This is a genomic window from Vibrio quintilis (assembly GCF_024529975.1).
Classification (GTDB): domain Bacteria; phylum Pseudomonadota; class Gammaproteobacteria; order Enterobacterales; family Vibrionaceae; genus Vibrio; species Vibrio quintilis.
Map to the genome: position 1 here is coordinate 1,555,592 of NZ_AP024897.1, position 26,264 is coordinate 1,581,855.

The window sequence follows — 26,264 nt, forward strand, 5'->3', positions numbered from 1 at the left end:
TTTTTATGTAAAAAGAGGAAATTATGTCAACAATTTCAAATGCCGTGCAGGCCATGGTCGATAATCTGGTGGCTAAAATGGCCAGCAACACGCCGCTGGCACCGGAAGAACAATCCATGGTCGCAGAGGCGATTGCGCTGCTGTCCAAAAGCACCACACTGGAAGCGGCCCTGATTGCCGTGGCAGAAAAACATCTGGATACGGCAACCACAGCGCTGGACAGCGCTAAAGCATCGCTGCAGGAGAATGCTGATTATCTTAAGCTGCTGCCGCAGATTAATGAGATTAAAAACTCGTTTGGTCAAATTCAGACTGATTTTAACCAGACTCTGGGGAGTTTGGGAACCGTTATGAGGGAGGGGGCACCAGCAGCCCCGGCCTTGGATTATTCATATTTTGGAGCAGATGTTTATACGCTCAATTCATATGAGAATATAAACGTTTCGTCTAAACCACCAAGGGTATCGTATCGTTTCAATACCAGTCCTTCCACAGTTGTATCGCTGTTTGATGAAGATGAAAAATGTTTTTACGTCTATTTAGGTTATCGGAAGACTCATAACTATGATTTAGCAGCTTCATTTGATGTGGCACTAAAAATTGATAGTAAAGGAGAGAAAACAATGAACCGTACTTCAGAGCGACTTTCCGCATCTGGTGACGCTTCATTTTTACTGATAAAAACGTTGAAAGGTGTCCGTTTAGCGCAACTTAGCGAGACGGGATTGCAATTTTTTGAAGTAATGCCTTCACTGAAGAAATTATCTGATGCTATTCCTGTATCGGGGGGAGCATTTTATCAGGATCCTGATTCACTAGATATCTGGAGTTACTCTGAAGGGCGGGCACAGTACTCAGTCTGGGATGAAAGTACAGGTAGCTATCAAACATCACCGAATAATAAGCATGATTTTCTGGTCGAAGCTAATTTTAATGATTGGGCTGCTCAACAAGGTTACTCACGCCTTGAAATGTCAATGGGTTCATCTGGTGGTGCTCTGTACCCTTTAAATACTTGTTGGAATCCTTTACTGCCAAGTAATAGTCGAATAAGAAGTAATTACGGGAGAAATATTAGTCGTTCAGCTTGTATGAGCGTGACAAAAGGTCAATATATTAATCACTTGCTGGGTGATACTTATTTTCAATCTAAGAATTATTCTTCAGGTCCAATGCCTTATGGGCTGGCCTGTAATAGTGTGTTTGAAGATAATGCAGCGAACTATACCTTGAGTTTGCTTGGTCATGCTAATTATACTCCTTATCATCCAGATCCTGATGAACAAGCACGTGCATTTGATACATATTATGCGCCAGCGTTGCTTGCTTTATCACCATATCACCGTATTGCAATACTCGCGATGTCACAGTGTACTCAAACTGAAAATGACTCATATAAGGGATATCTCGATTACCGAAAAACCGTGCTGCGGGCATTTTAATCAGACCTATTAAGGAATCAAACATATGAACAATGGAGAATTTGATCCGGTCACGGGTGGTATCTACCTGAATGGTGGTTATCTGGTCGGAAACACACAAACCGGGGAGCTTTGGAAAAACGAAGCCGAAGCACTCGCCTGGTGGGAAACCGCGGAAGAGAACCCGGCCAACCAACCGGAACCAGCAGCCGAAGTGGCTGAAGAAACCACTGATGCCGAAGACACCCGCAAAGCTGTCACCGTCACTGAAATCAACGGCACGGTCCGTAAGCCGGAAGATATTGCGGCGCAGGATGTGGTGCGGATTACGGCGATGGAAGATACGGACCTGACCCTGAAAGGCACACTGGATATTGACGATGAATCCTTTGTGGTGCCATTTCGTCAGGATGGCGGACCTTTGGTGTATTTCAATGCACAGGTTAGTGAGGGTGAATTTACTGCGACACTGAATTTCCGTGATTCAGGCCGCTATGAAGTGAATACTGAACTGCTGAACGCAGAGCTGGCAACGCCACGTTTTACATCCAAACCACTGGTGGTTTACGTGATGAGAAATACATCCGCTGCATCCGCGAGTTAAACCGCTGCTTTTATCGTTCATCCTGCTTTTCATTCTGATCTGTTTTTCATTCCGGATTGCTTTTGTCCTGAAAAAAATGCCACAGCCTGTGCTGATGGGTGACGGATAAGCACATTCTGAAAAAGGAGCAACGATGCAAGATACACGCACGATACACCAGAACTACCCGGTGCCGGTGGCTGATAATTTTTTGCAGGATGATGTCGGGCGGCTGGCACAGGCATTCACTGCGGTGGATGCGGATGTGCATCTGCTCCGCCAGCATCAGGCCACTGCGGACAGCCGGATTCTCACCCTGCAACAGGATGTCGCCCATCCGACAGCGGTGGACATCCGTTATACCGATGGCCGGGTGTCCGGCATGACAGAAACCTTCGCCGATGGTCAGCGCACCACACAGTATCAATATGATACAGAGACAAACCAACTCACACAGGTTGACGTAGTTTTTCGTGGCAGTCGTGAGACGACCACGCTGAATTACGACAACGATACACTCACCGGACTGACAACAAAGACAGAGAGCGTCTCTGACCGTTAGTCCTTTCTTTGAAAACTATTTTTTAATCCATCGGGGCATCTCAGTCAGAGACGCCCTTTTTTGCATAAACCGAGAGAGTAATATCGATATGGCAGAAAATTATATGCACGGCGCTGAGGTCGTGGAAATTGATGATGGTTCCCGTCCGATTACCACAGTAACAAGTGGCGTAATTGGTGTTGTGGGAACGGCACCAGATGCGGACGCGACGAAGTTTCCGCTCAATAAACCCGTACTGATCGCTGCGAGCCGCCGTGAGGCAGCCAAGCTCGGTTCAAGAGGTACGCTGCCCCAGGCAATTGACGGCATTTTTGACCAGACAGGCGCGGTCGTAGTCGTTATTCGTGTTGAAGAAGTGATGGTTGATGGTTATGTCGATAAAAACCAAACCAAAAGTCACTTTACCAAAGAAATGGATACGGAGACTGGCCAGTATACCGGGATTGAAGCAATGTTGAGTGCTGAGCATGTGGTCGGCGTTCAACCGCGGATTCTGATTGCTCCCGCCTACTCGAGCGATCTTGATGTGGCAACAAAACTGATTTCTGTCGCGGACAGATTACGTGGCTTTGCGATTCTGGATGGTCCGAACCTCAATGATGATGCGGTGAAAGAGTACCGTAAGAACTTTGGTTCCCGTCGCTGTGAAGTCGTTGATCCCTGGTATACCGTATGGGATTCAGAAACGAGTTCAGAAGTCATTCAACCGCCATCAGCCCGTCATGCAGGGGTTATGTCTCGTGTGCATAACACATTGGGCTTCTGGTGGTCAAACTCAAACCAGGCTATTTATGGCATTAATGGGTTATGTCGTTCGGTTGACTTCAAACTCGATGATGCAGGTTGTCGGGCGAACCTGCTGAACGAAGCGCAAGTCACAACAACCATTCACCATAATGGCTTCCGTATCTGGGGTGATCGAACTTGTGCTGATGATGCGAAATGGGCATTTAAAAACGTGGTGATTACCAACGATATGATCTCAGACAGCCTGATTAAAAACCACTTCTGGGCGATGGACCGCAATATTACCGCGACCTACGTTGAGGATGTCACCGAGGGGGTGAATAACTACCTGCGTCATCTGAAGTATATCGGTGCGATTGCCGGTGGTGAATGCTGGGTGGATCCGGAGCTGAATACCGCAGACCAGATTCAGGCCGGTAAAGTGTATTTTGATTTTGATTTCAGTGCCTATGCGCCGGCGGAACACATTACTTTCCGCAGCCATATGGTCAATGGTTACCTAACGGAGATTGTATAATATGTTGCCACAAGTAATTCGCGGAATGAGTCTTTTTGTTGGGAGTGGAAATGATGCCCGTGGTTATGCGGGTGTGATTGAAGAAGTCACGCCACCAAAAATGACAATTAAAACAGAGGAGTTCAGGGCAGGGGGCATGGACGCCCCGCTTGAGATTGACCTTGGCATGAACAAGCTGGAATGTAGTTTCACAATTGCAAATTATGACCCGACGCTGTTTAAAGCATACGGTCTGGTTCCTGGTGAAATGGTGACTTGTACCCTGAAAGGTGCAATTGAAGAAGATGGCACCACGGTTCCGGTCGAGATGACCATGACCGGCAGCTGGAAAGAAGTCGACTTTGGCAGCTGGAAATCGGGTCAGAAAGTACAGTTGAAAGTTGCGATTGCACTGAAGAATTACAAACTGCAAATTAATGGCGAAGAGCAACTGTTCATTGATGTGCAGGGTATGATTCGTAGAGTCAAAGGCACCGATAAGCTGGAAGCCACAAGAAAAGCATTGAAAATCAGTTAAGAGAGTGAAAGATGACAGAAATTACCGATAAAAAAACATATGTTGTGAATGATACCATCGATGTCGGCTCCAAATATAAACTGGCATTTATGTTTGAAGATAAAAAATATCAGGCTGGTGATCAAATCTCACTCAATGATATTCAGGCAGCTAACCTGATTGCAGCGGGCTTTATTAAAGGTGCCACAGCTGCGTAGGCAAGTACGTAAGCCGGATCATCACACACGATATAATTAAATCAATACTGAACTGAAAATGAAAACAGAGCGCCCTGCGGGGCGCTTTTTTTATAAAGGCCTTGAATATGACTGAATTAAATAAAGCACAAACAACTGAAACAAACGACGTAAAACCAACAAATACACCAGCACAATTTCCGGGTGCAGATAAAGTGATCGCACTGGATACGGCTCTGGATGACGGCAAAATCACCTGTGTGGCACTGCGTAAACCGATGCCGGGTGATCTGCGTGGCCTGAAATTGCTGGATATTATTCAGATGGATGCCGGTGCGGTTGCACAGCTGATTCCACGCATAGCAATCAATCACTTCACGGCACAACATTTCTATCAACTGGATCCGGCGGATTTGCTGGAAATCATGACGGAAATTGCAACTTTTTTCACCAAAGATCAGCACCTGACTCAGTAGACGAGGCATGGGCTGATATTGCGGCGGTCTTTCACTGGCCGCCGGAACAAATGAACGGGATGGATTTTGAGGAGCTGATGCGCTGGCGTGATCTGGCGATTGAACGCTTCAAATCAATGCATCAGGTACAATCTCAGGGCGACTAGTGTCACCGGTGTCGGTCAATGAACCGGTATCTGTATTTCTGACACGAAGTCGCCCGCTTTTTTCTTGGGTGGCGCATGGCATCAGATAAAAAAAATTTAGCTGTCAGACTGGAGCGGATTCGTCAGCTTCAGGCGCAACTGAATCAACAGACCCAAACGCTGGCTGACAAAACGCAATCGGTCGTTGCCGGGATCGAACAAACGGCTTCAGGCGCATTGTCTTTGGGCTCCCGGATGACAGCGTCTCTTTTTCAGGCGACCGATCAGGCTGCTGAATTCGGCAATCACCTTGCACAAGCCGGTTTGCTGAGCGAAGGCACGAAAAACCACCTGAGCGGGTTGATTGATTCGGCAAAACAGTTTGGCGAAAAGGCGGGTTCCGGTTTTGATCAGGCAGCGCACGGGATTGAATCCCTGAAAACGGCCGGACTGGATACCGGCAAAGTCATGAATGCGCTGGTTGATTTTGAAGGGCTGGCTGGCATGACCGGGATGGGAAATGAACTGAAAGCGATTGAAGACACAGTTCAGACCATTTTGCCGGTGGTGAGTCAGACGGTCGATCAGGCCAGACAGGTTTCTGCTATCTTTCAGGATTTCTCTGCCGGAACGGGGCTGGACAAGTTGGGTGAGAACCTGAAAACAGCCCGGGGTCAGGCCGGGGAAACCCGCAAAGAATTCCGTAAATTCGGCAAGCTTTCAACACTCATGTTTGCCAAAATCCGCCGGGGCGACAGCCTGCCTGATTTAATGGATCACACCCTGCGGATGGCTGATGTTGCAAAGGCTGGTGCCGGAAAAATCGAAGCACTGGGCACAACCGTCAGTCAGGCTCTGGCTGCACCAACACAATATGCGGCTGACTTTAAAGATAAAATTGCCACAGTTGCCAAAGCAGCAAATGCAACGGATGGTGAATTAGGTCAGCTGTCTGATTCAGCGAAGCGACTGGGATTAAATACATCAATCGGCACCAGTCAGGCGATCGCCGGGATGCAGGCGCTGGCGAGTGCCGGCATGAATGCCAGCCAGATTCAGGCAGCGATGCCGGATATGATTAACATTGCGAAAGCGTCCGGAAGTACCGGTGATCTGCATGCAGTTGGAGAAACAACGGCTGCGCTGATGGCTGAGTTCGATATCGTGCCGGAAAAAATGGGCAAGTTGTCGGATGTGCTCGCTACTGCGACCAGCGCGACCGGATTAAAACTCGGCGCGCTCGGTGAGACAATGCGTGGCATCGGTCCGATTGCCCGCCATTCCGGGATGAATCTGAAAGAAACTGCGGCGATGGCCGGGTTACTGGCGGATATGGGCGTCAAAGGTGCGGATGCCGGTGCTTCTCTGGAAGCGATGTCAGCCCGGCTGGCTTCGCCTTCTGATGCAGCGGCGGCAACATTAGATCGCCTGGGCGTCAGCACCAAAGATGCGGGCGGCAAGATGCGCAATACGGCGCAGGTCATTGGTGATGTGATTAAAGCCACCAAAGACATGGCCCCGGAAGCGCAACTGAAAGCGATGCAGGATGTACTCGGTGAAGATGCCGGGCAGGGCTTGCAGCAGGCAGCGCAGAGTGGTGGTCAGGGCGTGGCCGGTTTCAGCCAGGTTCTGAATACCAAAGACGGCGCATCGGCAGACATTGCCGGTGGCGTGGACCAAAGTATTCAGGGCGGGATCAATAAACTGTCAGCCGTGGTGGATTCCATCAAGCTGCGGTTTGGTGATTTGATGACGCCGGTGAAAGGTTTTGCGGATTCAGTGGTCAGTGCTGCGCAGAAAGTGCCGGAAATGACTAAGGCGTATGCTGACTTTGTCGATAATGCCAAATCAGCTTACCAGTCGGTTCAGGATCTGAAAGCAGCCTGGCCACAACTCGGTCAGCGGGCCGGAAAAGCCATGCGCCGGATGAAAGCGATGGGACGTCTGTCCCGCCGTTTTTCAACCCGCACGGCTGGCCGGATGATGCAAAGTATCCGGGGAATCAGTCAAAGCATGCTGCGCATGGTGCCGCCATCAGCGATCAATATGCTGTCGCGGTTTGGCAGCGGTTTAATGAGATTGATTCCATCCTCTGCGATTCGGATGATCTCAGGCTTTGGCGGTGTGTTAATGCGGTTAGCCATGAGCGTCTTTCCGGTGGTTATGTCCGGGATTCGTGCAATTGGCATGGCGATGATGGCTAATCCGGTTGGTCTGGTTATTACCGCTATCGCTGCGGTGGCCGGGCTGATTTACTACTACTGGGAGCCGATTAAGAAATTCATGGGCACCTTGTGGGATGGTTTTGTCGCCGGTCTGGACTGGGTGATGGAAGCCTGGAACAACTTCAGCCTGCTCGATACGCTGAAAACATTGTTTGAATGGTCCCCGATGGGCTTATTGATGAAAGTCTGGGGCGTTGCCTTCGACTGGATTGAAGACAAGCTGGGATGGGTCGGCAAAGCTGTGTCCGGCATCTGGTCCTTTTTCTCCGGCGATGACGACGACGATGAGAAAGCGCGCAAAGAATCCGGCAGAAAACAGCAGAACAAAGCGGTTGAGCGAACTCAATCAGTGCGTCATCAAACAGCAAAGGCAGAGAAAGTCAGCCAGGCTGCGGCGAAAACTGAACCGGTTCGCCGCAGAGCGAAGCAGGCTGAAAAAATTTCCGGTAAAGCGGCGTCTTCCAAAAAACTACGGACGAAGACGGCCACTGTTGCTAAAGCAGCAGCAAAAGGGCAGGTCTCTTCTGCCGGTGGTAAACAACGCACGGTCAAAATCCCCAAAACCGTCCGTTTGAAAAAGAATTACCGCGAAACCGTTCATGCGCATAGCACACCTTCAGCCGGGAAACAGAGCCGGGCCGCATCGATTCCCGGCGCAGCAAGCCGGATGCAACGTTCAGGTCAGGGTGAAACGATGATCTCCATCAATCAGCTTGATATTCATGTGCAAGGCAATGAATCGATGGATATGCGTGATCTGGCCGGAGAAGTGCGCCGTCAGTTTATGGAGCTGATGGAGAATCAGAAAATGAAATACCGTGGAGGATTGTATGACTACTGATCAGGATGGCAACCAACAGTCGTCCAATAATCCGAATGTGGTGATGATGAAGCTGGGAGATTTCTCTTTCTCAGTGGAAACAGCGGCTTATCAGTCTATGAAGCGTGATTTTTCTTTTGAGTGGAAAATGGAAACTGTGGGAAAAATTCCCGGTTTGCAATTTGTGACTGAAGGCGCATATAAACGGTCACTGAGCGGGGTGATTTATCCTGAGTACAAAGGTGGATTCAGCCAGATTGACAGCATGGCAGCACTGGCCAGAACCGGCCGGCCGCTACGGCTGCTGATGGGGTCTACTGAGTCTAAACAGGCCGGGATTAACCTCGGCTTCTGGTGTATCACCAGCATCAGTGAAACAGCCACTATTTTTCACCGCAATGGCCGGCCCCGCAAGCTGGAGTTCAGTATGGGGCTGGTGTATTACGGTAACAAATATCCGGATCCGGATAAGGAGAAAAGCTAATCATGCAATACAGAACGAAAGAAGGTGATGTTGTGGATGCGATTTGTTATCGCGAATACAGTAATGCAGCCCTGTTTGTTCAGGTGTATGAAGCGAATCCCGGACTGGCCGATTATGGCCCGGTACTGCCGGGTGGTTTGCTGATTGAGCTGCCGGATATTTCTGTACCGGATGTGCCGGAACTGCCAAAAATCTCACTGTTTGATTAATTGTTTCTGATATTAAAAAATGGCAACGATTCAGGGGCAATAGCTCCTGAATCCTGAACGAACCAGCAGGTAATTCAATGCAACCAACATATAAAGTCATCGTTGATGGTGAAGATATTACGTCCAGGCTTGATCGCCGGCTGATGGAAATTCGTTTGACTGACGAAGTCGGCTGGTTTTCAGATACCATGACCATGGTTGTGGACGATGCCGGCGGGCGGATTAAACTGCCGAAAATCGGTAAACCGATTCAGGTTCAGCTCGGTTATGAAGAAACAGGTATTGCCCGTGTGGGTGACTACCTGATAGATGAAGCCCGAATCAGCGGACCGCCGGATCAAATGTTAATCCGGGCACGTTCTGTTGATATGTGTCAGCAGATGAAAACATTGCGCCGCCGCTCGTGGGATCATTTATCGCTTGGCGGACTGATCGGAAAAATCGCGGAACAATATGGGCTGAAACACCGGATTACGCTTGATCTGGCTTCTGTTTTCATTGATCACATTGAGCAAAATAATGAAAGTGATATCCATTTTCTGACCCGACTGGCCCGCCAGTATAATGCGGTCTGGAAGTCAGTCAGCGGTTATCTGATCTTCATTACTTCTCAGGAAGGAAGAACGCCGCAGGGCACGCCGCTGCCGGTATTTAAAATTCACCGGACGGGGGTGACTGAATATGAACTGTCCTGGGCCGAGCGCTCAAACCTGAAGCATGTCACTGCTTACTGGCGGGACCGGGATAAGGCACAGTTTATGCCGGAAACCGCAGGAGATACCGGCCAGCCGGGAAAAATTCTGCAGCCGGTTTATCCGGATGCCGGACGGGCGAAGGCTGCGGCCCAGGCGGAGCTGACCCGGCTGCAACAGCAGCACAAAGAGTTGTGTATTTCCATGCCGGGAAACCTGACCATGATTGCTGAAAGCCCGGTGCAGCTGACCAATGAGGGCATCAGTGTGTCCGGCCGGGGTAAGGAACAGTCGAAAGAGCACCATCTGTGGCGCGATGGTTATCCGGGAGACTATACGGTTCACTGGGTTGAGCATTGTTTCAAAGGCAATGGCTACACCACAACTTTCCGGGCACGCTGATGCGTTGTCCGCCAATCTCATTTCTTTAACTTTTCTTTTTCATGTTATGTTTTGACCTGTGTTCTCAAGGCTTTATTCATTGCCTTGAGAGCACAGGCTTTTTTTGTTCCTGAAATTCACATTTCTCTCTTCTCATTCTCATTTCATCTCTTCTCTTTTTCCGCTCACAATTGATAAATTATCTCAAACCTCTCACAAATACTGATGATAACCCACTTAATAAGTACTTCTTTTAATTCTGAAACTGATAATCGGAGAGCCTGTATATTCTTAATATAATCAGCGATTTATGTGTAATGTTATTTATATCAACAAATAAAAACAATAATTATTATCGTTGACGACTGAACTAATACTAATTACCATAGTTGCATATGCGGTCGCTTATCGGTGACTTCTTACTTATGGCACTTTTAAGGTATGCCATTCACAGAAAAACGTTGAAGCTGAGAGTGCGATGACTCAACCTGAGAAAATTCTCTGTGGTGAGTCTCATTGATGTTGTTATTCATTCAGACTTTAGCAATGACCGCAGATAATATTGCTCGGCGTTCTTTAATCAGAGTGTTATATCCATTGTTTCATCCGGAGTTTTGGTGCCTCTGCCGGAAAGCTATGTATATTCTTGTTTTCAGATGAAATACCTTTGTCTTCAGGGCAACATTCGTCTCAAAACATGATGATTATAGCTGCTATTCAGTCCGGTTGCTCTGTACTTATTTTTGGATATTGCTGTTCACTTCTTTAGTTCAGGTCAGAATTCAGACCTTCACACGCCGAAACCGTATCGGATTAGGTGACATTGATACTGTTCTCAATCAGTTTATAAACTGACCGGAGTCCATCCGGGTTCTTTCTGAATCTGTTGTGTTCCGGTGACCCAAACTCATACCACAAATATGTCCGGCTCTGGCGGAGAGTTCTGTATGCCCGCAGGCAATCGTTTACTTACGCTGCCCCCGGACAGAGATAATGACGGGAAGCCAGCTTTGTCAGCTGTTTGTTCCGTCGTTTTTTCATGGTGGCCGGGTCGGTTGACTGATTGTCGTTTTACATCATTTATTGAACTAAATCATCAGGGTACTCATCACGACGATGAAACAATGGAGGAAAAATCTTTATGACCGTTAAGACTTTGCTATCCGAAATGGAAGCGTTGGGAGTCAGGCTATGGACGGAAGCTGGTCAATTGCGCTTTCAGGCACCGGTAGGCGTTTTGACTGAAGACCACCGTAACAGGTTGAAAGCTGCAAAAGAGGATTTAATCGCTCTTTTGGACGCTCAGGCAGCCGGAGTACAACAAGATCTTGAACACCGTTATGCCCCGTTTCCTCTGACGCCCATACAGGCTGCATATCTGGTGGGACGTGGTGATGCATTTGAGTATGGTGGGGTGGGTTGTCATGGTTATCTTGAGCTGAACTTTGACCGGCTGGATATTGAGCGGATGAAACAAGCGTGGACTCAGCTGATTCAGCGGCATCCGATGCTGAGGGCCGTGATTTTGCCGGATGGCGTCCAGCAGGTGCTTGAAGACTTTGAGATGCCTGAAGTGATTGTGACAGATTTAACCACACAGCCCGCAGCAGATGCGGCTCAGAAACTTGAAGCGATTCGTGCTCAAATGGGCAGTAAAGTTTATACCCCGGAGCAGGCACCGTTGTATGAGCTGAGCATCAGCCGGATGCCGGCGCACGATACGCTGCATGTGTCGGTGGACTTACTGATTGCTGACTTTGTCAGTATTCAGGTGTTGCTGTCTGAGCTGGACCACTTATATCGTCACCCGGAAGAAGAATTACCTGCAATTCGCGCCGGTTTCCGCGATATCTTGCTGGCGGAACGGGCCGCGATTGACACACCGGCAGGACAGGCGAAATATACGCGGGACAAGCAATACTGGACCGAACGTTTAAACACGCTGCCACCTGCGCCTGACTGGCCGGTTCAGGAGACACAGCAGAAATACGGTAAAGCCGCCTTTGCCCGCCATGACTTTACGCTGGAGAAAGAGAAATGGCAGCAGTTGCAGCAAAAAGCACGGGATCAGCGGATGACATCGTCCGGTGTGGTGCTGGCTGCTTTCAGCGAAGTGTTGCGCCGCTGGTCTGCGACCAAAAGCTTTTGTGTCAATGTGACCGTGTTAAACCGTCCGGCGATTCACGAAGACATTCACCGGATTATCGGTGACTTTACCCAGATCAATATTCTGGAAGTGAAAGAAGCTCCCGGCACAGATTTTATAACCCGCACACGTCACCTGCAGGATCAACTGTTAACAGACCTTGAACACAGCAGTTATACCGGTGTCGATTTACTCAGAGATATTGGCCGGAGCGCGGAAACCCGTGGTCGTCTGATGCCTTATGTCTTTACCAGTACACTGGGTGCCGGCAAAGGAGACAATGAATCTTTCATGGAAGGTGCGACGCTGGCTTACGGTATTTCACAGACACCTCAGGTCTGGCTGGACTGCCAGGTCTCGGAACGTGATGGCAGCCTGCACCTCAACTGGGATGTACGCGAAGGCGTTTTCCGCGATGGGGTGATAGAACAGGCGTTTGATGCTATGTGCCGGCTTATCTGTGACCTGGCAGAGAACGATCGCTGGCTTGAATCGTCAGTTGTGACCCTTCCTGAAAACCTGCTCGATCAGAGAAAGCTGCAAAACCTGATTCAGGCACCTTTACCGCAAAACCCTTTACACGCAGGTTTCATACGCCAGGTTGTCGAAACACCGGACCGGATCGCTGTTTCGGCAGACAAACAGCATTACACCTACAAAGCGCTGGCAGAAAAAGCGGCAGCTGTTGCTTCATGGTTAAAAGACAATGGCATCAGCCAGGCGGAACCGGTGGCTGTGTGCCTGCCGAAATCATTTGATCAAATTGCTGCCGTCATGGGCGTAATGCTTGCTGGTGGTGCTTATGTGCCGCTTTCTGCTGAACAGCCACGCCATCGCCATAACCTGATTATGCAGGATGCCCGGATAACCAAACTCATCACTGATCAGGCCAACAGTCAGGGATGGGATGAGCCTATCCGCAGTCTGTATACGGAAAACGCCCAACCCGCCCCGTTTTTGCCGGAAGCATGGATACAGACTGAATTTGAGCCGCAGCAACTGGCCTACGTTATTTTTACTTCAGGAACAACAGGCAAGCCAAAAGGCGTGATGATCAGCCATCAGGCGGCGCAAAATACACTGTCCGATGTGTCCACGAGAATCAGCCTGCAGGCCGCAGATAAAGTACTCGGACTGGCGAGCCTGAGTTTTGATTTATCGGTTTACGATGTCTTTGCCACCTTGTCCTGTGGTGCGGCGCTGGTGTTGCCGGAAACAGATCAGCTGAATAATCCGGCGCACTGGCTGGAATTGCTGACCACCCATGAAATCACTGTCTGGAACTCCGTACCGGCACAGTTACAGATGCTGACCAGTGTACTGGAAGATCAGGCTGTATCCCTGTCATTACGGGTTGCAATGTTATCCGGTGACTGGATACCAGTGAGTCTGCCGGATACCGCCAGACGCTTTATTCCGGATCTGAGAATCATCAGTATGGGCGGCGCAACAGAAGCTGCTGTCTGGTCGGTCTGGTATGACATTGAGTCGGTTAAACCCACAGATAAAAGTATTCCTTATGGCCGTCCGATGAATAATCAGGGCTTCCATATTCTGGATGACGACATGCAGCCGTGTCCGGACTGGGTACCTGGTGCGCTGTATATTTCCGGACACGGTCTGGCACTCGGCTATATGGGAGATCCACAGAAAACCCGTCAGCAGTTTGTCACGCATCCGCAAACCGGAGAGCGTTTGTATCAAACCGGCGATAACGGACGCTTCCGCGAAGATGGTTTGATCGAATTCCTTGGCCGGAATGATACACAGGTCAAAATTAACGGCCACCGGATTGAATTAAGTGAAATTGATTCTGTGCTGCAGCAACATCCGCAGGTGGCACATGTGACCAGTGTGATCAGCCAGCAGGAAGATGATGAAAAACGGCTGGCAGCCTTTATTGAAGCCGCCTATTTAACTGAACCGGCAAGGGATGATCGTCAAGCGCTGAGTGACTGTCTGCTGACGACCGGTGATGGAATTACCGCAGAAGTGGACCGGGATAAGCTGGTGCAGTGGGTGGAATGTGCCGATCGGATTGCGCTGCTGGATATCATGAAAACCTTTCAGGACAGCGGTTTGTTCCAGAGCGCGGACCATGGCTATACGTTAGCGGAAATCATTGAAGCCACTCACACTTCCGATGACTATCATCACCTGATGCGGCGGTGGCTGCATGCACTGAGTGGTTTTGGCTGGCTGAAAGAATCTCAGAGTTTGTATTACTGTATCCGGCCATACAGCGGGCAGGAGCACGACAATACCTGGCAAAAACTGCAACAGCTGGAAGATGAAGTGCAGTACAGCGCGGAATTACTCCGCTATCTGCGTGAGTCAGCCGCCGCATTACCACAGCTTCTGACCGGTGAAGCGGATCCGCTCGATCTGTTATTCCCTCAGGGAGAGATGGATACGGCTCTGGCCGCGTATAACAACAATCTGGTTGCCCGGACGATGAACCGGTGCGTGGTTGCTGCAGCAGAGCAACATGCGCAGAAATTCACCAAAGAAAAGCCGATGCGTCTGCTGGAAATCGGTGCCGGTGTCGGCGGGACATCGAACGATGTGATTCCCGCACTGGATGGCTATGCGGTCGATTACCAGTTTACGGATTTATCCACCTATTTCCTGAATGCGGCCCGTGAGCGTTACAGTCAGTATCCCTGGGTCAGATACGGTATTTTCGATCTCAATCAGCCCAACTGGCTGCAGGGACAACCCGATCGCAGCCTGGACATGATTGTGTGCGCGAATGTGCTGCATAACTCAGTTTATGCGCCTGATGTACTGGCACAGCTGCGGCGGATGGTGGTGCCCGGAGGCCTGATTGTCATCATTGAAGCCACACGGGAAATTTACTCTCTGATGACGTCGATGGAGTTCAAACACGGCCTGAACGGATTTAAAGATTTCCGGCAGCAAACCGGGCAGACCTTCATTACCCGCAAGCAGTGGGTCGGACTGTTTGCCGATGCTGAGCTGGAATTACTCGGCGGATATCCGCTTGAAGACGATCCGATGAGTTATGCCGGACAAACCACCTTCCTTGTCCGCGCGCCGAAAACCCGGCATGTCGTGAGACAGGAAGACATGACCGGCTGGCTGGCAGAGCGCCTGCCGGCCTATATGGTGCCTTCTTATATCGAAGTGCTTGAGCACCTGCCGTTGACCGCCAATGGTAAAGTTGACCGCAAAACACTGGCAAAACGGGTTGTTACACCGAAAACCGGCCAGGCCGTGGAAAATACCGGTGACATGACGGACATGGAGCAAAAAGTTGCTGCCATCTGGTCTGATGCATTAGGCGGCGTGCCGGTCGGACGGGATCAGGACTTCTTCCTTGCCGGCGGAGACTCGCTGTTGATCGCTCAGGTGGTCACCCGTTTGCGTGAGCAGATTCCGCAGTCACAGGCGCTGAGCTGGGACCGGCTGATGCGGGAAATGCTGAGTAAACCGACAGTCGCTCATATCGCAAAATTACTGGCGCATATTGAAGCTGGTGCTGAAAGTGAGAATGAAGGGTGTGTCGAGGTGTCACCCCTGGTACATCTGGCAGGTGCTGCAACGCCTTCAGAGCAGGGCGTGACCCGGATTCTGGTTCATGACGGCAGCGGTACACTGGCGCCTTACCGGGAAGTCATCGCTGCAATTCAGGCGGCCATGAGAGAGGAAGACAGTCTGTTCGGCCTGACGCTGACTGACAATGCACAATTTTTACAGCGGCCAACCGATGGTCTGATAGAAGAACTGGGCAGTGAATATGCAGCGCTGGTGGCAGATTTGGGTGTCAGCCGGGTGCAGGTGATTGGTTACTGTATGGGGGGCTTTATCGCTGCTGAAATCTCCCGTAACCTGCTGGAAGCTGGTGTTGAACCGCATTGCTTTGCCGTCAGCAGTGGTAAATTCCAGCACCAGATTGAGGAAGATCTGTTACTGGAGCGTGCGTTTGCAACCCTGATGGGGGCTGAGCTGGTGGAAGCGGGGCATGCTCCGGACCATGAGGCACTGGATCGGGCAATTCAGCAAGTCATGTCGAAACATCAGGGGGTTATTCCTGAAGGCAGCATGTTGCAGTGCGAGGATGAATCTATTCGCCGGGCTTACACGGCGCTGGCAGAAAAACCTCATCCACAGCGACTGAAAATGATCGCGACTGCCATGGCAGACGTGCAGGACAATGTCTGGAATGATGATCAGATTCAGAGTGTTTACCAGGTCTTCCGGCATAGCCTGACGGCCGTGGCAAACTATAATCCGTTGCCTTATCTGGGCGCACTTTCCATTTTTAACGATGATCAGTCGGTACAGCTTCTGCCGGGATTACCGGTTGAAATGAGCAGTATCTGGGAGGAAATATCTTTGGGGATCGCAGAACAATCAGTCATCAATGCCAATCATGTGACCTGTATGACGGGTGAGAGTCTTCATCAGTGGCTGAAAGCACTGTTTGCTGGTGCGCCATTTGAACAGACATCAGCCAAAGAACAAACTGCCGAGGAATCATTATCATGAGCGCTGTTATTGGTGTGACCGGCATCACCGGAATGGTCGGGAAAGCATTGCTTTCCCTGATTGAAACTTATCAGCCTGATGCCCGGATTTGTCTGGGTGTCAGGCAGCCGGAGCGTCTGGCTGACAGCCCGTATCCGGTTGTTCATGTTGATCTGGAACAGCCGGCGTCTCTGGCTGCGTTTTGTCAGGGCTGTGATGTCATCGTTAATTGTGCCGGTCCTTCTGCATTTTATGGCCTCAATGTTGCGCGTGCAGCGGCTATCGCCGGGGCTCACTGCATTGAGGCATTTGGCAGTTATGGCCCGGATTCTGCCAGCGAGCTGGATGAAATCATTGCTGTTCCCGGCGCGCGAAGTGTGATTACCGGGGCGGGAGTGTTCCCCGGATTGTCCGAATTACTGCCGTTAGCAATGGCTGACCGGTATTTTGATAACGTCAGCACACTGCATGCTGCTGCCGGCGGGCTGGAGCCCTGTTCGAAAGGTGCCGGGATTGACATACTGATGAGTGCAGTCGCCGGATATGGTCAGGCAGCAGGTGCCGATCTGACAGAGCTGGAAGGCTTTCCGCCTCACATCATTGCCAAGCCATTCCGGAGTACGGATTTTGTCCAAATGACGGAGACATTCGGTTGTCAGGAAGCCAGCTGGTATTCGGTTTTTTCTTCACCCCGGGTACCGGAAGTGATTTCTGCTCAGTGCCACCGGCTGGCTTCAGCCGGTGATTTTACGGAAAGTATGATGTTGTCCGCAGCTGAAAAACTGATTGAAGTTGCCGATGAACAGCTGGCCGGCAGAAAACCATGGTACCGGATGCGTATTGAGATGAGCGGCAGCCAGCAGGGGGAACCGCTGTGTTACCGGGCACTGCTGCAGACACCGGAAAGTTATGTGCTGACGGCGCTGACCATGTATGCCGCATTAAAAACTGTGCTGCAGGATCTTTCCCTGCAGGGCTGTTACCGCGCCAGCCACATTGTCAGCCCTGAACTGATGGTGTCTCTGATCAAAGATGATGAACGTCATCAGCTGCATATTGTTCAGGTTCCGGTTCATTCAACACTGATTGATTCCACAGAAACAGAGGAAGGCTTCTTATAATGACTGATACATTGATGAAATCCAGTGATTCGGTGCAACCTTTACGGGTGTTACTGTGTGGTGCCGCTTTTGGTGAAGTGTATCTGAAAGCGATAGAGCGCCTGCCTCAGTACTTTCAGCTGGCTGGTGTGATGGCCCGCGGGAGCGAACACAGCCGGAAGATTGCACAAGCGCATCAGGTGCCACTGGTGACATCGGTTGATGAGGTGTCGAAAGCCGATTTTGATCTTGCCTGTGTGGTGATTAAATCAGGCGTAGTCGGTGGCCCCGGCACCAAAATCAGCTGTGCTTTGATGGAAAAAGAGATTCCGGTGATTCAGGAATACCCGTTGCACTGTGATGAAGTGGTTCAGTGCATCAAAACGTCGAATCAGTTTAAGACGCCGTGGGTGATGAACAGTTTTTATCCCGATGTTGCACCGGTCCGGCGGTTTATCGAAGCGGTACAGGGACTGCGCAAGCTGTCAGATATCTGTGCTATCAATATTGAAACCAGTATTCAGGTGATGTATCCGCTGATTGATATTCTGATGCAGAGTCTGGGAAATCTGCGACCGTGGCGTTTCTCTGAAGTCCTGTTTCAAAACGGGCCATTCTCCGTCATTTCGGCCCGGTTTGGCACTATTCCCGTGGTGTTTCATATTCAGAATCAGATTCATCCGGATGATCCGGACAATTACATGCACGTATTACACCGTATTTCGGTGACATCAGAAGATGGCACACTGACACTGAATGATACTCACGGTGATGTGACCTGGTCGCCACGGGCGCACGTCCCCAGAAACGAACAGGGATATCTGGATTTGTTTAATGACGATTATCCGCAGATGAAAGAGAAAGTCCTGCAATCGCTGACCGGCGAAGGCGGTGATTCACCGGTTCGCTATGCCGAAGTTTTCAGTCAGTTGTTGCCGGAGGCGATGGAAAAAGTGCTGACCCGCTTTTATCATCAGGTTGTCCGGGGAGATCTGAACCGGCCGCTTCAACAGCGGCTGCTGACAACCTGCCAGTGCTGGCAGGCACTGAATGAAGCGTTGGGACCAACGGAAGTGATCAGTCAGGAGCGGCCATACCGGTTGATCACTGCCCGGCACCTGGAGGAAGCGATTGATGATTTACAATAACCAGTCTCAGGGGCAGTTCTCAGAGATGCCCGTTTCTGACGTAACTGAGCCTGACCGTCAACCACAGAACCGGGGGCAAAGCGCCCCCGCAGGATCAAAAAGCGCCCCCGCAGGCTCCAAATGGTTGAAAGTGTTTGCGCCCAATCCGGACGCATCGCTTCGGTTAATCTGCCTGCCACACGCGGGCGGCGGCGCCAGTGCCTATGCGACCTGGGCTAAATTATTACCGGTACATACCGAGCTGGTGGCGTTACAGTTACCGGGCAGGGAAGACCGGCTGGCAGAGCCGATGATTGACTCGATGCCGGCGCTGGTCAATATACTGCTGCCTTATCTGCTGCAACTGAGTGACAAGCCATATGTTTTATTCGGCCATAGTATGGGCGCGGTGCTGGCCTATGAAATTTGTCAGATGATGCTCAGAACCGGTCAGCGGCTGCCGGAGCATTTAATCGTCTCCGGCCGGGAAGCGCCCCGACTGAGTCGTGCCGATAATCTCCACCTCGTGCCGGATCAGGAACTGACGGAAGCGATGATCAAACTGGAACCACAGAGTCAGGCGGTGTTTGATCATCCGGAACTGGCAGCCATCAGCCTGCCGGTGATTCGCAATGATTACCGGCTGATTAATGGTTACCGGTATCACCCGGACAGCCAGAGGCTCAACCTTCCGCTGACTGCAATCAGCGGTGACGATGATCCGGAATTATTACCCGGTGACATGTCAGCATGGCAGGAAGTCACTGAAGGGCATTTCAGCTGGCATCGTTTCAGTGGCGGGCATTTCTATCTGAAACCACACCGGGAAGGCGTGGTCCGGATTATTGCTGACGTCATGAATACCGTGTTACAGAAGCAGGACAACCACGTCGCATAACCAGATGCAATGACTCACTTTTTCGGTGTATACACAGGGCCGGGAAAGTGTGTCACCTTATCATTCAGTTCAATGATTTTTGCCGTGCCGTTTTGGGCAACCCGATCAACTCTCAGAATGCAGTGCATCGGCAGAAAAGTGTGGTCAACAGCCGTGAATTCATCCTTCAGCTTCTCATGGCTGGGGTCGAGTACAATCGTCGTTTGGGTATCCCAGACAAAATCACCAATTTCAATAAAACCGAAGATATTGCTGCTGTGCAATTCCCGGACAAACACTTCATATTGCTTTCCGGCCTGGATAAAAATCACTTTATATAATGCTTTTGGCTTCGTCATGGCTTGTTTTTTTATCGTGAGCCCGGCTCTTGAGCCCGTCTTTTACAGCGGTTTCTTTTTACAGCGGATAGCCGGGCAGGCATTGATGGTTAACCTGATTCTGGCACAGAATGGTATCACCGGTGAATCTTTGTGGTTAATTTGCGTACAGGTCAACACTTTGCCGTGAATTTGCTGTCAGCCATTGTCAGGTATTAAGTGATCAGAATGATTCTCCGGCATTCCGGGGTGCAGGTGATCGCATCCTGCAGAAAAATAGTTTGGTTTCCGGCTGATAATCTGTATCTTTTCCCGGAGCATTTTTGAACAGATATACCCTGGCAACCTGCATCTTCAGGTTGCCAGGGTATTTCAGGTTGCCTGGGTATAGGTATACAGGGTTTTCCCTGAAAGATGAATAAAAACAGACTGATACAGGTCATGGAGAAAGATTTGAAAAATTATAAAGCTTATTTATTTGATTTGGATGGCACGCTGGTGAATTCTGAGCCTTTAAAAGGGCGGGCGATTGCGCTGACCTGCCATGATTATGGCTTCCCGGTTGATTATCATCTGTATCAAACGGTGATGGGGCAGCACTGGTCAGCAGTGACGGCGCATTTCTTTCAACACGCAGGATTTAATCCGGATCAGGCTGAATTTGATCAGAAATTCAGGGCGCATTATGAACAGTTACTTGCCCGGGAATTAGCGCTGAACCCCGGTGTGTCTGACTATCTGCAATCCCTGCAAGATGCCGGTCAGCCCTGTGCTGTGGTGAGCTCCGGCGCCCGCTGGATGGTGGAAAATATTCTCAGTGCGATGCAGATCGCAAAGATATTCAGCGTGGTGATTGCCAGAGAAGATGTCACCCGTCATAAGCCGGATCCGCAGGGGTATTTGTCCGCCTTGTCTCAGCTGGGCGTTGCGCCGCAAGACGCGCTGATCTTTGAAGATTCTGCAGCAGGGATTGAATCAGGCATCGCCTCCGGGTGTGATGTGGTTGCCTTTGCCCACGAATTTAATGCAAACAATGATCTATCTCAGGCGGTACAGGTGATTTCAGATTATAGTCAAATGGGCCGGTAGTCAGGGTCAGCAGCAGACAGGGAGGCAGGGATGAGCCAAAAGGATATTCAGCAGGTCATTGCAGCGTTTACTTCGATTGAACAAGCGCTGAATTACTTTGAAATTGAATTTGACCAACGCTTTATCGACCAGCACGGCAAGCAGTTAGTGAAGCGGTTTAACGGCTATCTGCTGCTGGAAAAACCCGAAGACTGGTTTGCCGCCCGGCGCGCCCTGAAAAATGCCTACTGCAAAGTTCAGCGCAGCCTGCTTGACCCGCACACCCGCTCCGCCTGCCGCGGCTGCACGTCTTGCCAAAGGCGGTGAGGGTGTTAAAGCCCGGTTTTGTGGCTGAACCCTCCGTAAATGTCAGATTTGTGGTCAGATCATTATTGGATGGAAAAAAGATTTGGGCAGAAAAGAATTTAGCTCAAATCTGATTTGAAGAAAGCACCAAAAAACAGGTCACTGTCAGATCAGATTTGAGCTGGTACATGCGTTTTTAACGCGTTCAGATCATCAACATTTTGTTATGTCTTTTTATCAAAACGACCTGGAGTGGCCTTTTGTTGTATTATTCGAAGCAGCTATCTTTTTCTGAATGAGGACAGTAATACTTCCTTGCTTCCTTATTCCACTTCGGAGTCCAATTTTTGCCATATCCCTTATGTGTTGGTTTACCCCACTCGTATGTAGTACACAATCCACAATTTTCATACTTTCTTGCTTGATACTTAAAGAAGTGACCATGGCAATTTCCTTGTGCCCAAATAGAATGAGCAACGACTTTTCCACATGATCCCGATGCAACTGCTTGAGAACTAAGTACCGAAAACGACAACATAAGTGCGACATTTAGAGCTAAATTCAATTTTTTCATTGTTTTTCCATAAAAAATTTTAATACAACTAAATTAGTTTCAGGTAAGTCTGGCAATGTAATATGCGAAAACCTACTTAATCTATTAAATCAGAAAATAATATAAATGATATGAACATGATCACATATAAATGGAGTTGTCTTTTTTAATCAATACATCATTGCAATGAAAGAAGTGTGATGTCACGGAAAGCCTTAAATGTATAAACTTATACCCAAACAACCCTGCATCTTCAGGTTGCTTGGGTATAAAACATATCGTAACTTTCAGTCACTTTCCTTTCATATATTCACCTGATTGATATTCAACTGAAATGATTTAAGATGTCTTAAGAATAAATGGAATGATTACAGGCGGTAGTATTTGGTTTGGGTATTTTGAACTGGGGAATACTGAATGGGGTGGTCTTTTAAAGATGTTATTGGTTTGTTTTCATGGCAATGGTTGTTGCAGCACTGGTATATATCCGGACCCATTGTTGGAACGTTCTTTCTCATTTTGGTTAAAACTGCGCCTCAACGGTTTTTAAACCTGTTCGGTTTTAAAGAGATCTATGAAGGCGGGTCGGATATCAATGGCCCCAGGCTAAAAGAAAAGCAAATCAATCAATTAAGATCAACACTGCAATCTAATCCTTTTCTAAGTGCCAAAAATTTAACTGAGCAGATACTCGCTAAAATCTATGACCAGAAAAAACTGGATATTGCCGGTTTTAACCGGGCTTTATTCATTGCATTTTTCTACCCCATTGCTTTTGTCGTCCTTACCTGGGTTTTTTCTGATAATGTGTTTTTTTTCAATAGGATTGAATTATTTACGAATACTCATTTATATATGAAATGGTTATTTCTCATCATATGTATATTGGTTGCGTTTTTTTTCTTAAACATTTCGTTTATTCGTGGTGTCTTTGAAAGGCAAAGCTGTCGTTTTATTGCAAAAAGGTATAACTAAAGTCGCTGTCGCTGGCATTGTCGCTTTCGCTGTCGCTGCTACTGTCTCTGGCATTGGCATTGGTTTTGGCGATATCTTTGACACTAGCGCTGTCGCTGTCGCTGTCGCTGGTACTGTCACTGGCATTGGTGTTGTCGTTGTCGTTGTCGTTGTCTCTGGCGTTGGCACTATTGCTGGCGTTGTCGCTGTCGCTGTCGCTGTCGCTTTTGCCTTCGCTTTGGCTTTCGTTAACGCTGGCGCTGTCGCTGTCGCTGGCGCTGTCGCTGGCGCTGTCGCTGGCGCTGTCGCTGGCGCTGTCGCTGTCGCTGTCGCTGTCGCTGTCGCTGTCGCTGTCGTTGTCGCTGGCGCTGTCGCTGGCGCTGTCGCTGGCGCTGTCGCTGGCGCTGTCGCTGGTGCTCTCACTGTCGCTATCTATATGTTTTCTAATATGTTGCAAAGCAGTCAACGGATGATTATTCAATGCTTCTCTGTTGTTTTGCTGTTATTGATCGTTTTATTTGCCCTTTTATTTCCTTATTTATCAGAGGTCATTGTGGGTATTGACAGCTCTGTTCTGGTAACAAATCAAAAAAGTTTGGTGTTGATATTTTTTCTGGGGGCACTTCCGGTACTCAATGGATTGTCTGATTGGTTGTCGGTTAGTTTTACTCAATTTTGTTTGCGCCACTACCGGCCTGATGGTACCCGATGGTGTTTATGGCTATTGTTAGATTTCATCGTTGCCCTGGTTATGCTGCTATTTGTCTTTTGTGGTGTTTATGCAATCCTGTCTATTGCGCAATTTTCAGGCTGGCCGGTGGATGCACGTGAGGTTTTCGATGCTTTTATGTCAGCCCCTTTCGCATCTGATAACAGATGGTTAGTCTTATTGGTTGTGACGAATTTAGCACCGACATTATTGCATTTTTTCCTGATTATTATGGGGCACTTGTCTGGCGGGCTTTTTAAAATAGACCGGGACTTTGGCCAGTTAATTAAAAAGTATGAGCTGTCTAATTCGCTGACACCTAATGAAAAAAGTAACGTCAGACAAAGTGAATATATATGGACGCAAGGTGAAGCCCGGGATGTTGCTGAATATCTTTGTCAGATGCCTTTAATATGGTGCATTGTTACAGCGACTTTTATTTTGCCATTCTCGTATGGTATCTATTGGTTGATCACCGAAGGTCTTCAGTGGTTTGTGGGGGTGGTGACCTAATCGTATTCTCTTTATGTGTAGAAGTGATACCCCGGATAAAACCGCGCCTTTGCTATGAGCGCTTCAACTCAGCTTTTTTACCTGTGGCACATTGAGCCATCACTATCAGATCTCCGTTTTCGAAGCAGGTATCAATATTTTTCCGTCGAAGATAGATAGTCTTTTTCTGATTTGAAAAGATCTTCATTTCATTCAAAATAAACAGAACCAGGGCGAAAGTGAGGTGAAGCCGATGAGTCACAACAAAAAATCCATTCTGGTGATCTGCATGGGTAACATTTGCAGATCCCCAACCGGGGAAGCGGTGCTGAAAGCCAAAGCGGCTGAGATGGGGATTGACGTGGTGGTCGATTCAGCCGGGACGATTGCTTACCATCAGGGAAATCCGCCGGACAGCCGGGCGAGGGCGGCCGGAGAGCAGCGTGGTTACAGCTTTGAGGGAATGCAGGCGCGGCAGGTGACGGCAGATGATTTTGAACGCTTTGACGTGATTCTGGCGGCTGACAGAGCGAATCTGGCTGATTTGAAAGCGCAGTGTCCGTCGTCTTTACAGCACAAGCTTTCTCTGTTTCTCAGTCATGGCAGCTCATCGTATGAAGAGATTCCCGATCCTTACTATGGCGGCGGGGATGGATTTGAGCTGGTGCTCGATTTGCTGGAAGAGTCCGCGGAGGCGGTGCTGAATCAGATTGCGATAGCCTGATTCTGAGATAAAAAATCCGCCGGGTGGCGGATTTTTTCTGTTTGGTGTTCAGCAAGCCGGATCAGAAAGAATGGCTGTACTGAATGGCCAGCATGATTGCATCCGCGTGTGTGGTGCCGTCCAGTGTTGATAATGTCATGCCAGACATACGGGTTGATTCCGTGACATCCACATCACGACCCAGCAGATAAGTCATGCCGAAATCAACTGTTGACTGTTCATCCAGATGATAACTCACACCGGCAGAGAACCAGTGACGGTCAGAATCCGGCACAGAAATCGAGCGGGTGTCGTTCTGTGCGCTGGTGTCAAACATATAGCCGGCACGCAGTGTCCAGGTTTTATTCATGTAATACGTGCCGCCCAGCGCATAGTGCCAGCCGTCCTGCCAGTTATATGTTTTCAGCAAACCGCTGGTATCGGCTTCCAGCTGGGAAAACTCAGACCATTTCAACCACTGAATACTATAGTGAACCGCAAAATCTTCATTCAGGCGATGATAACCGGAGAACTCTGCAAAGTCCGGTAGTTTTAGTGGCAGATGATCGGTAATGCTGCCACTTGCCTGAGGATAACCAGCATAGCTGATATCGCCTTTGGTCTTGATTTCCGGGCTGTAGTGATAGTCAAAGCCGAAGCGGTTATCTGTATCCATTTCATAGACAACGCCGAGGTTAAATCCGGCTGCCCAGCCATCTGCATCCACATCAAGCGCTGTTGATGTACCCGCCACTGCGGCAATACTGCTGCTGAATGAACGTTGTAATTTTCCCTTGCCGTAAATCAAATCCAGACCGGCGCCAAGGCTCCACTGTTCATCAAGCCGGTACGCCCCGGATAAGCCAAGGTTAAAGCTTTTGACATCCGTTGTGCCGCCGTATTCATATCCTTCATAGGAATTGCTGAATTCAGTTTTGGTACCGAAATTAGAGTAGGCGCTGAAACCCCAGGCGAACTTATCATCAACAGGGACAATCAGATAAAAGTTTGGTGCGACAGAGGTATCACCGGCATTGTCGTAAGAAGCATCTTCGGCGGACGTTGCACCAAGCTGGCAACCCAATCCGCAGTACTGACCGTTCTTTACATCAATCAAAGTGGTGATTGTCTCGACACCCAATGATAACGAGACACTGTCAAACATGGTCATTGCTGCCGGGTTTTTCGAGATGACGGATGCGTTATCGGCAATAACGGCGTCACCGGCAAAAGCGCGGCCCAGACCTGTGGCTGATTGTGCATTAACCTGAAAGCCTGCTGCTGCCGCTTGTTGCGCTGTCAATGAGACTGCCACGGCAATCAGGGCTTTTTTGTAATATTCGCACGGTTTCTTCATCTATACTTTTTCCTTACATACTCTCTGAGATTCCGGTTCAGGATTCCGGAAGAGATAATTTGAGCTTTTACTCAGTTGGCGGCAGATAGTAGACAGAAGTGAGGGCCA

Annotated in this window: 24 protein-coding genes; 21 read left to right on the forward strand and 3 right to left on the reverse strand. The window is 49.3% G+C overall.

Annotated elements, in window-relative coordinates; all coding sequences use genetic code 11:
* Positions 1–23 precede the first annotated feature (23 nt).
* The 16 genes from OC443_RS07330 to OC443_RS07405 all read left to right on the forward strand — a co-directional run bounded on the left by OC443_RS07330 (position 24) and on the right by OC443_RS07405 (position 19,697).
* Positions 24–1,442 carry a hypothetical protein gene (locus OC443_RS07330; protein WP_073585045.1) on the forward strand — a complete coding sequence of 473 codons (1,419 nt, stop codon included), beginning with the start codon at positions 24–26 and terminating at the stop codon, positions 1,440–1,442.
* Between the two features lie 25 nt (positions 1,443–1,467).
* A complete protein-coding gene (locus tag OC443_RS07335) occupies positions 1,468–2,025 on the forward strand; it encodes a hypothetical protein (protein ID WP_073585047.1) in 558 nt (185 codons plus the stop codon).
* A gap of 133 nt (positions 2,026–2,158) precedes the next feature.
* On the forward strand, positions 2,159–2,566 hold the full coding sequence (locus tag OC443_RS07340; protein WP_073585049.1) for a hypothetical protein: 408 nt from the start codon (positions 2,159–2,161) through the stop codon (positions 2,564–2,566).
* 88 nt (positions 2,567–2,654) lie between these two features.
* Positions 2,655–3,830 (forward strand): phage tail sheath protein, encoded by a 1,176-nt coding sequence (locus OC443_RS07345; protein ID WP_073585051.1) that lies wholly within the window; start codon positions 2,655–2,657, stop codon positions 3,828–3,830.
* Between the two features lies 1 nt (position 3,831).
* Positions 3,832–4,347 carry a phage major tail tube protein gene (locus OC443_RS07350; RefSeq protein WP_073585053.1) on the forward strand — a complete coding sequence of 172 codons (516 nt, stop codon included), beginning with the start codon at positions 3,832–3,834 and terminating at the stop codon, positions 4,345–4,347.
* Between the two features lie 11 nt (positions 4,348–4,358).
* Positions 4,359–4,544 carry a hypothetical protein gene (locus tag OC443_RS07355; protein WP_073585055.1) on the forward strand — a complete coding sequence of 62 codons (186 nt, stop codon included), beginning with the start codon at positions 4,359–4,361 and terminating at the stop codon, positions 4,542–4,544.
* A gap of 107 nt (positions 4,545–4,651) precedes the next feature.
* A complete protein-coding gene (locus OC443_RS07360; protein ID WP_083601702.1) occupies positions 4,652–4,999 on the forward strand; it encodes a phage tail assembly protein in 348 nt (115 codons plus the stop codon).
* 17 nt (positions 5,000–5,016) lie between these two features.
* Positions 5,017–5,145 (forward strand): GpE family phage tail protein, encoded by a 129-nt coding sequence (locus OC443_RS07365; RefSeq protein WP_073585057.1) that lies wholly within the window; start codon positions 5,017–5,019, stop codon positions 5,143–5,145.
* 75 nt (positions 5,146–5,220) lie between these two features.
* A complete protein-coding gene (locus OC443_RS07370; RefSeq protein WP_073585059.1) occupies positions 5,221–8,190 on the forward strand; it encodes a phage tail tape measure protein in 2,970 nt (989 codons plus the stop codon).
* Complete coding sequence (locus OC443_RS07375; protein WP_083601703.1) at positions 8,180–8,653, forward strand: phage tail protein; 474 nt, start codon at positions 8,180–8,182, stop codon at positions 8,651–8,653. Before OC443_RS07370 ends, OC443_RS07375 begins: the two co-directional genes overlap by 11 nt.
* A 2-nt stretch (positions 8,654–8,655) precedes the next feature.
* Entirely contained in the window at positions 8,656–8,862 is a 207-nt protein-coding gene (locus tag OC443_RS07380) for a tail protein X (protein ID WP_073585061.1), read from the forward strand.
* A 77-nt stretch (positions 8,863–8,939) separates the two neighbouring features.
* Positions 8,940–9,956 (forward strand): contractile injection system protein, VgrG/Pvc8 family, encoded by a 1,017-nt coding sequence (locus OC443_RS07385; protein WP_073585063.1) that lies wholly within the window; start codon positions 8,940–8,942, stop codon positions 9,954–9,956.
* 1,120 nt (positions 9,957–11,076) lie between these two features.
* Complete coding sequence (locus OC443_RS07390) at positions 11,077–16,593, forward strand: non-ribosomal peptide synthetase (RefSeq protein WP_073585067.1); 5,517 nt, start codon at positions 11,077–11,079, stop codon at positions 16,591–16,593.
* A complete protein-coding gene (locus OC443_RS07395; protein ID WP_073585069.1) occupies positions 16,590–17,693 on the forward strand; it encodes an NAD-dependent epimerase/dehydratase family protein in 1,104 nt (367 codons plus the stop codon). Before OC443_RS07390 ends, OC443_RS07395 begins: the two co-directional genes overlap by 4 nt.
* A complete protein-coding gene (locus OC443_RS07400) occupies positions 17,693–18,820 on the forward strand; it encodes a Gfo/Idh/MocA family oxidoreductase (protein ID WP_073585071.1) in 1,128 nt (375 codons plus the stop codon). The genes OC443_RS07395 and OC443_RS07400 overlap by 1 nt, the downstream gene beginning before the upstream one ends.
* The gene (locus OC443_RS07405; RefSeq protein ID WP_083601704.1) at positions 18,807–19,697 is read left to right on the forward strand and encodes a thioesterase II family protein; all 891 of its coding nucleotides are present in this window, start codon (positions 18,807–18,809) and stop codon (positions 19,695–19,697) included. Before OC443_RS07400 ends, OC443_RS07405 begins: the two co-directional genes overlap by 14 nt.
* A gap of 14 nt (positions 19,698–19,711) precedes the next feature.
* On the opposite strand, the gene OC443_RS07410 is transcribed toward OC443_RS07405, so the two are convergent.
* The gene (locus OC443_RS07410; protein ID WP_073585073.1) at positions 19,712–20,035 is read right to left on the reverse strand and encodes a DUF1820 family protein; all 324 of its coding nucleotides are present in this window, start codon (positions 20,033–20,035) and stop codon (positions 19,712–19,714) included.
* A 420-nt stretch (positions 20,036–20,455) separates the two neighbouring features.
* Between OC443_RS07410 and OC443_RS07415 the strand changes: the two genes are divergently transcribed.
* Together OC443_RS07415 and OC443_RS07420 are read left to right on the forward strand one after the other, a co-directional pair.
* The gene (locus OC443_RS07415) at positions 20,456–21,103 is read left to right on the forward strand and encodes an HAD family hydrolase (protein ID WP_200796963.1); all 648 of its coding nucleotides are present in this window, start codon (positions 20,456–20,458) and stop codon (positions 21,101–21,103) included.
* 30 nt (positions 21,104–21,133) lie between these two features.
* Positions 21,134–21,409, forward strand: a complete 276-nt coding sequence (locus OC443_RS07420) for a nitrogenase-stabilizing/protective NifW family protein (protein WP_073585075.1) — start codon at positions 21,134–21,136, stop codon at positions 21,407–21,409.
* A gap of 247 nt (positions 21,410–21,656) precedes the next feature.
* On the opposite strand, the gene OC443_RS07425 is transcribed toward OC443_RS07420, so the two are convergent.
* A complete protein-coding gene (locus tag OC443_RS07425; RefSeq protein ID WP_143169383.1) occupies positions 21,657–21,962 on the reverse strand; it encodes a hypothetical protein in 306 nt (101 codons plus the stop codon).
* Positions 21,963–22,358: 396 nt separating this feature from the next.
* On the opposite strand from OC443_RS07425, the gene OC443_RS07430 reads away from it, so the two are divergent.
* From OC443_RS07430 to OC443_RS07445, 3 genes are all read left to right on the forward strand, one after another.
* A complete protein-coding gene (locus OC443_RS07430; RefSeq protein ID WP_073585079.1) occupies positions 22,359–22,916 on the forward strand; it encodes a hypothetical protein in 558 nt (185 codons plus the stop codon).
* Complete coding sequence (locus OC443_RS26300) at positions 22,897–24,117, forward strand: hypothetical protein (RefSeq protein WP_200796961.1); 1,221 nt, start codon at positions 22,897–22,899, stop codon at positions 24,115–24,117. The genes OC443_RS07430 and OC443_RS26300 overlap by 20 nt, the downstream gene beginning before the upstream one ends.
* 232 nt (positions 24,118–24,349) lie before the next feature.
* The gene (locus OC443_RS07445; protein WP_073585085.1) at positions 24,350–24,820 is read left to right on the forward strand and encodes a low molecular weight protein-tyrosine-phosphatase; all 471 of its coding nucleotides are present in this window, start codon (positions 24,350–24,352) and stop codon (positions 24,818–24,820) included.
* Positions 24,821–24,881: 61 nt separating this feature from the next.
* Here the strand turns inward: OC443_RS07445 and OC443_RS07450 are convergent, their stop codons facing one another.
* On the reverse strand, positions 24,882–26,156 hold the full coding sequence (locus OC443_RS07450) for an outer membrane protein transport protein (RefSeq protein ID WP_073585087.1): 1,275 nt from the start codon (positions 26,154–26,156) through the stop codon (positions 24,882–24,884).
* Positions 26,157–26,264: the final 108 nt, after the last annotated feature.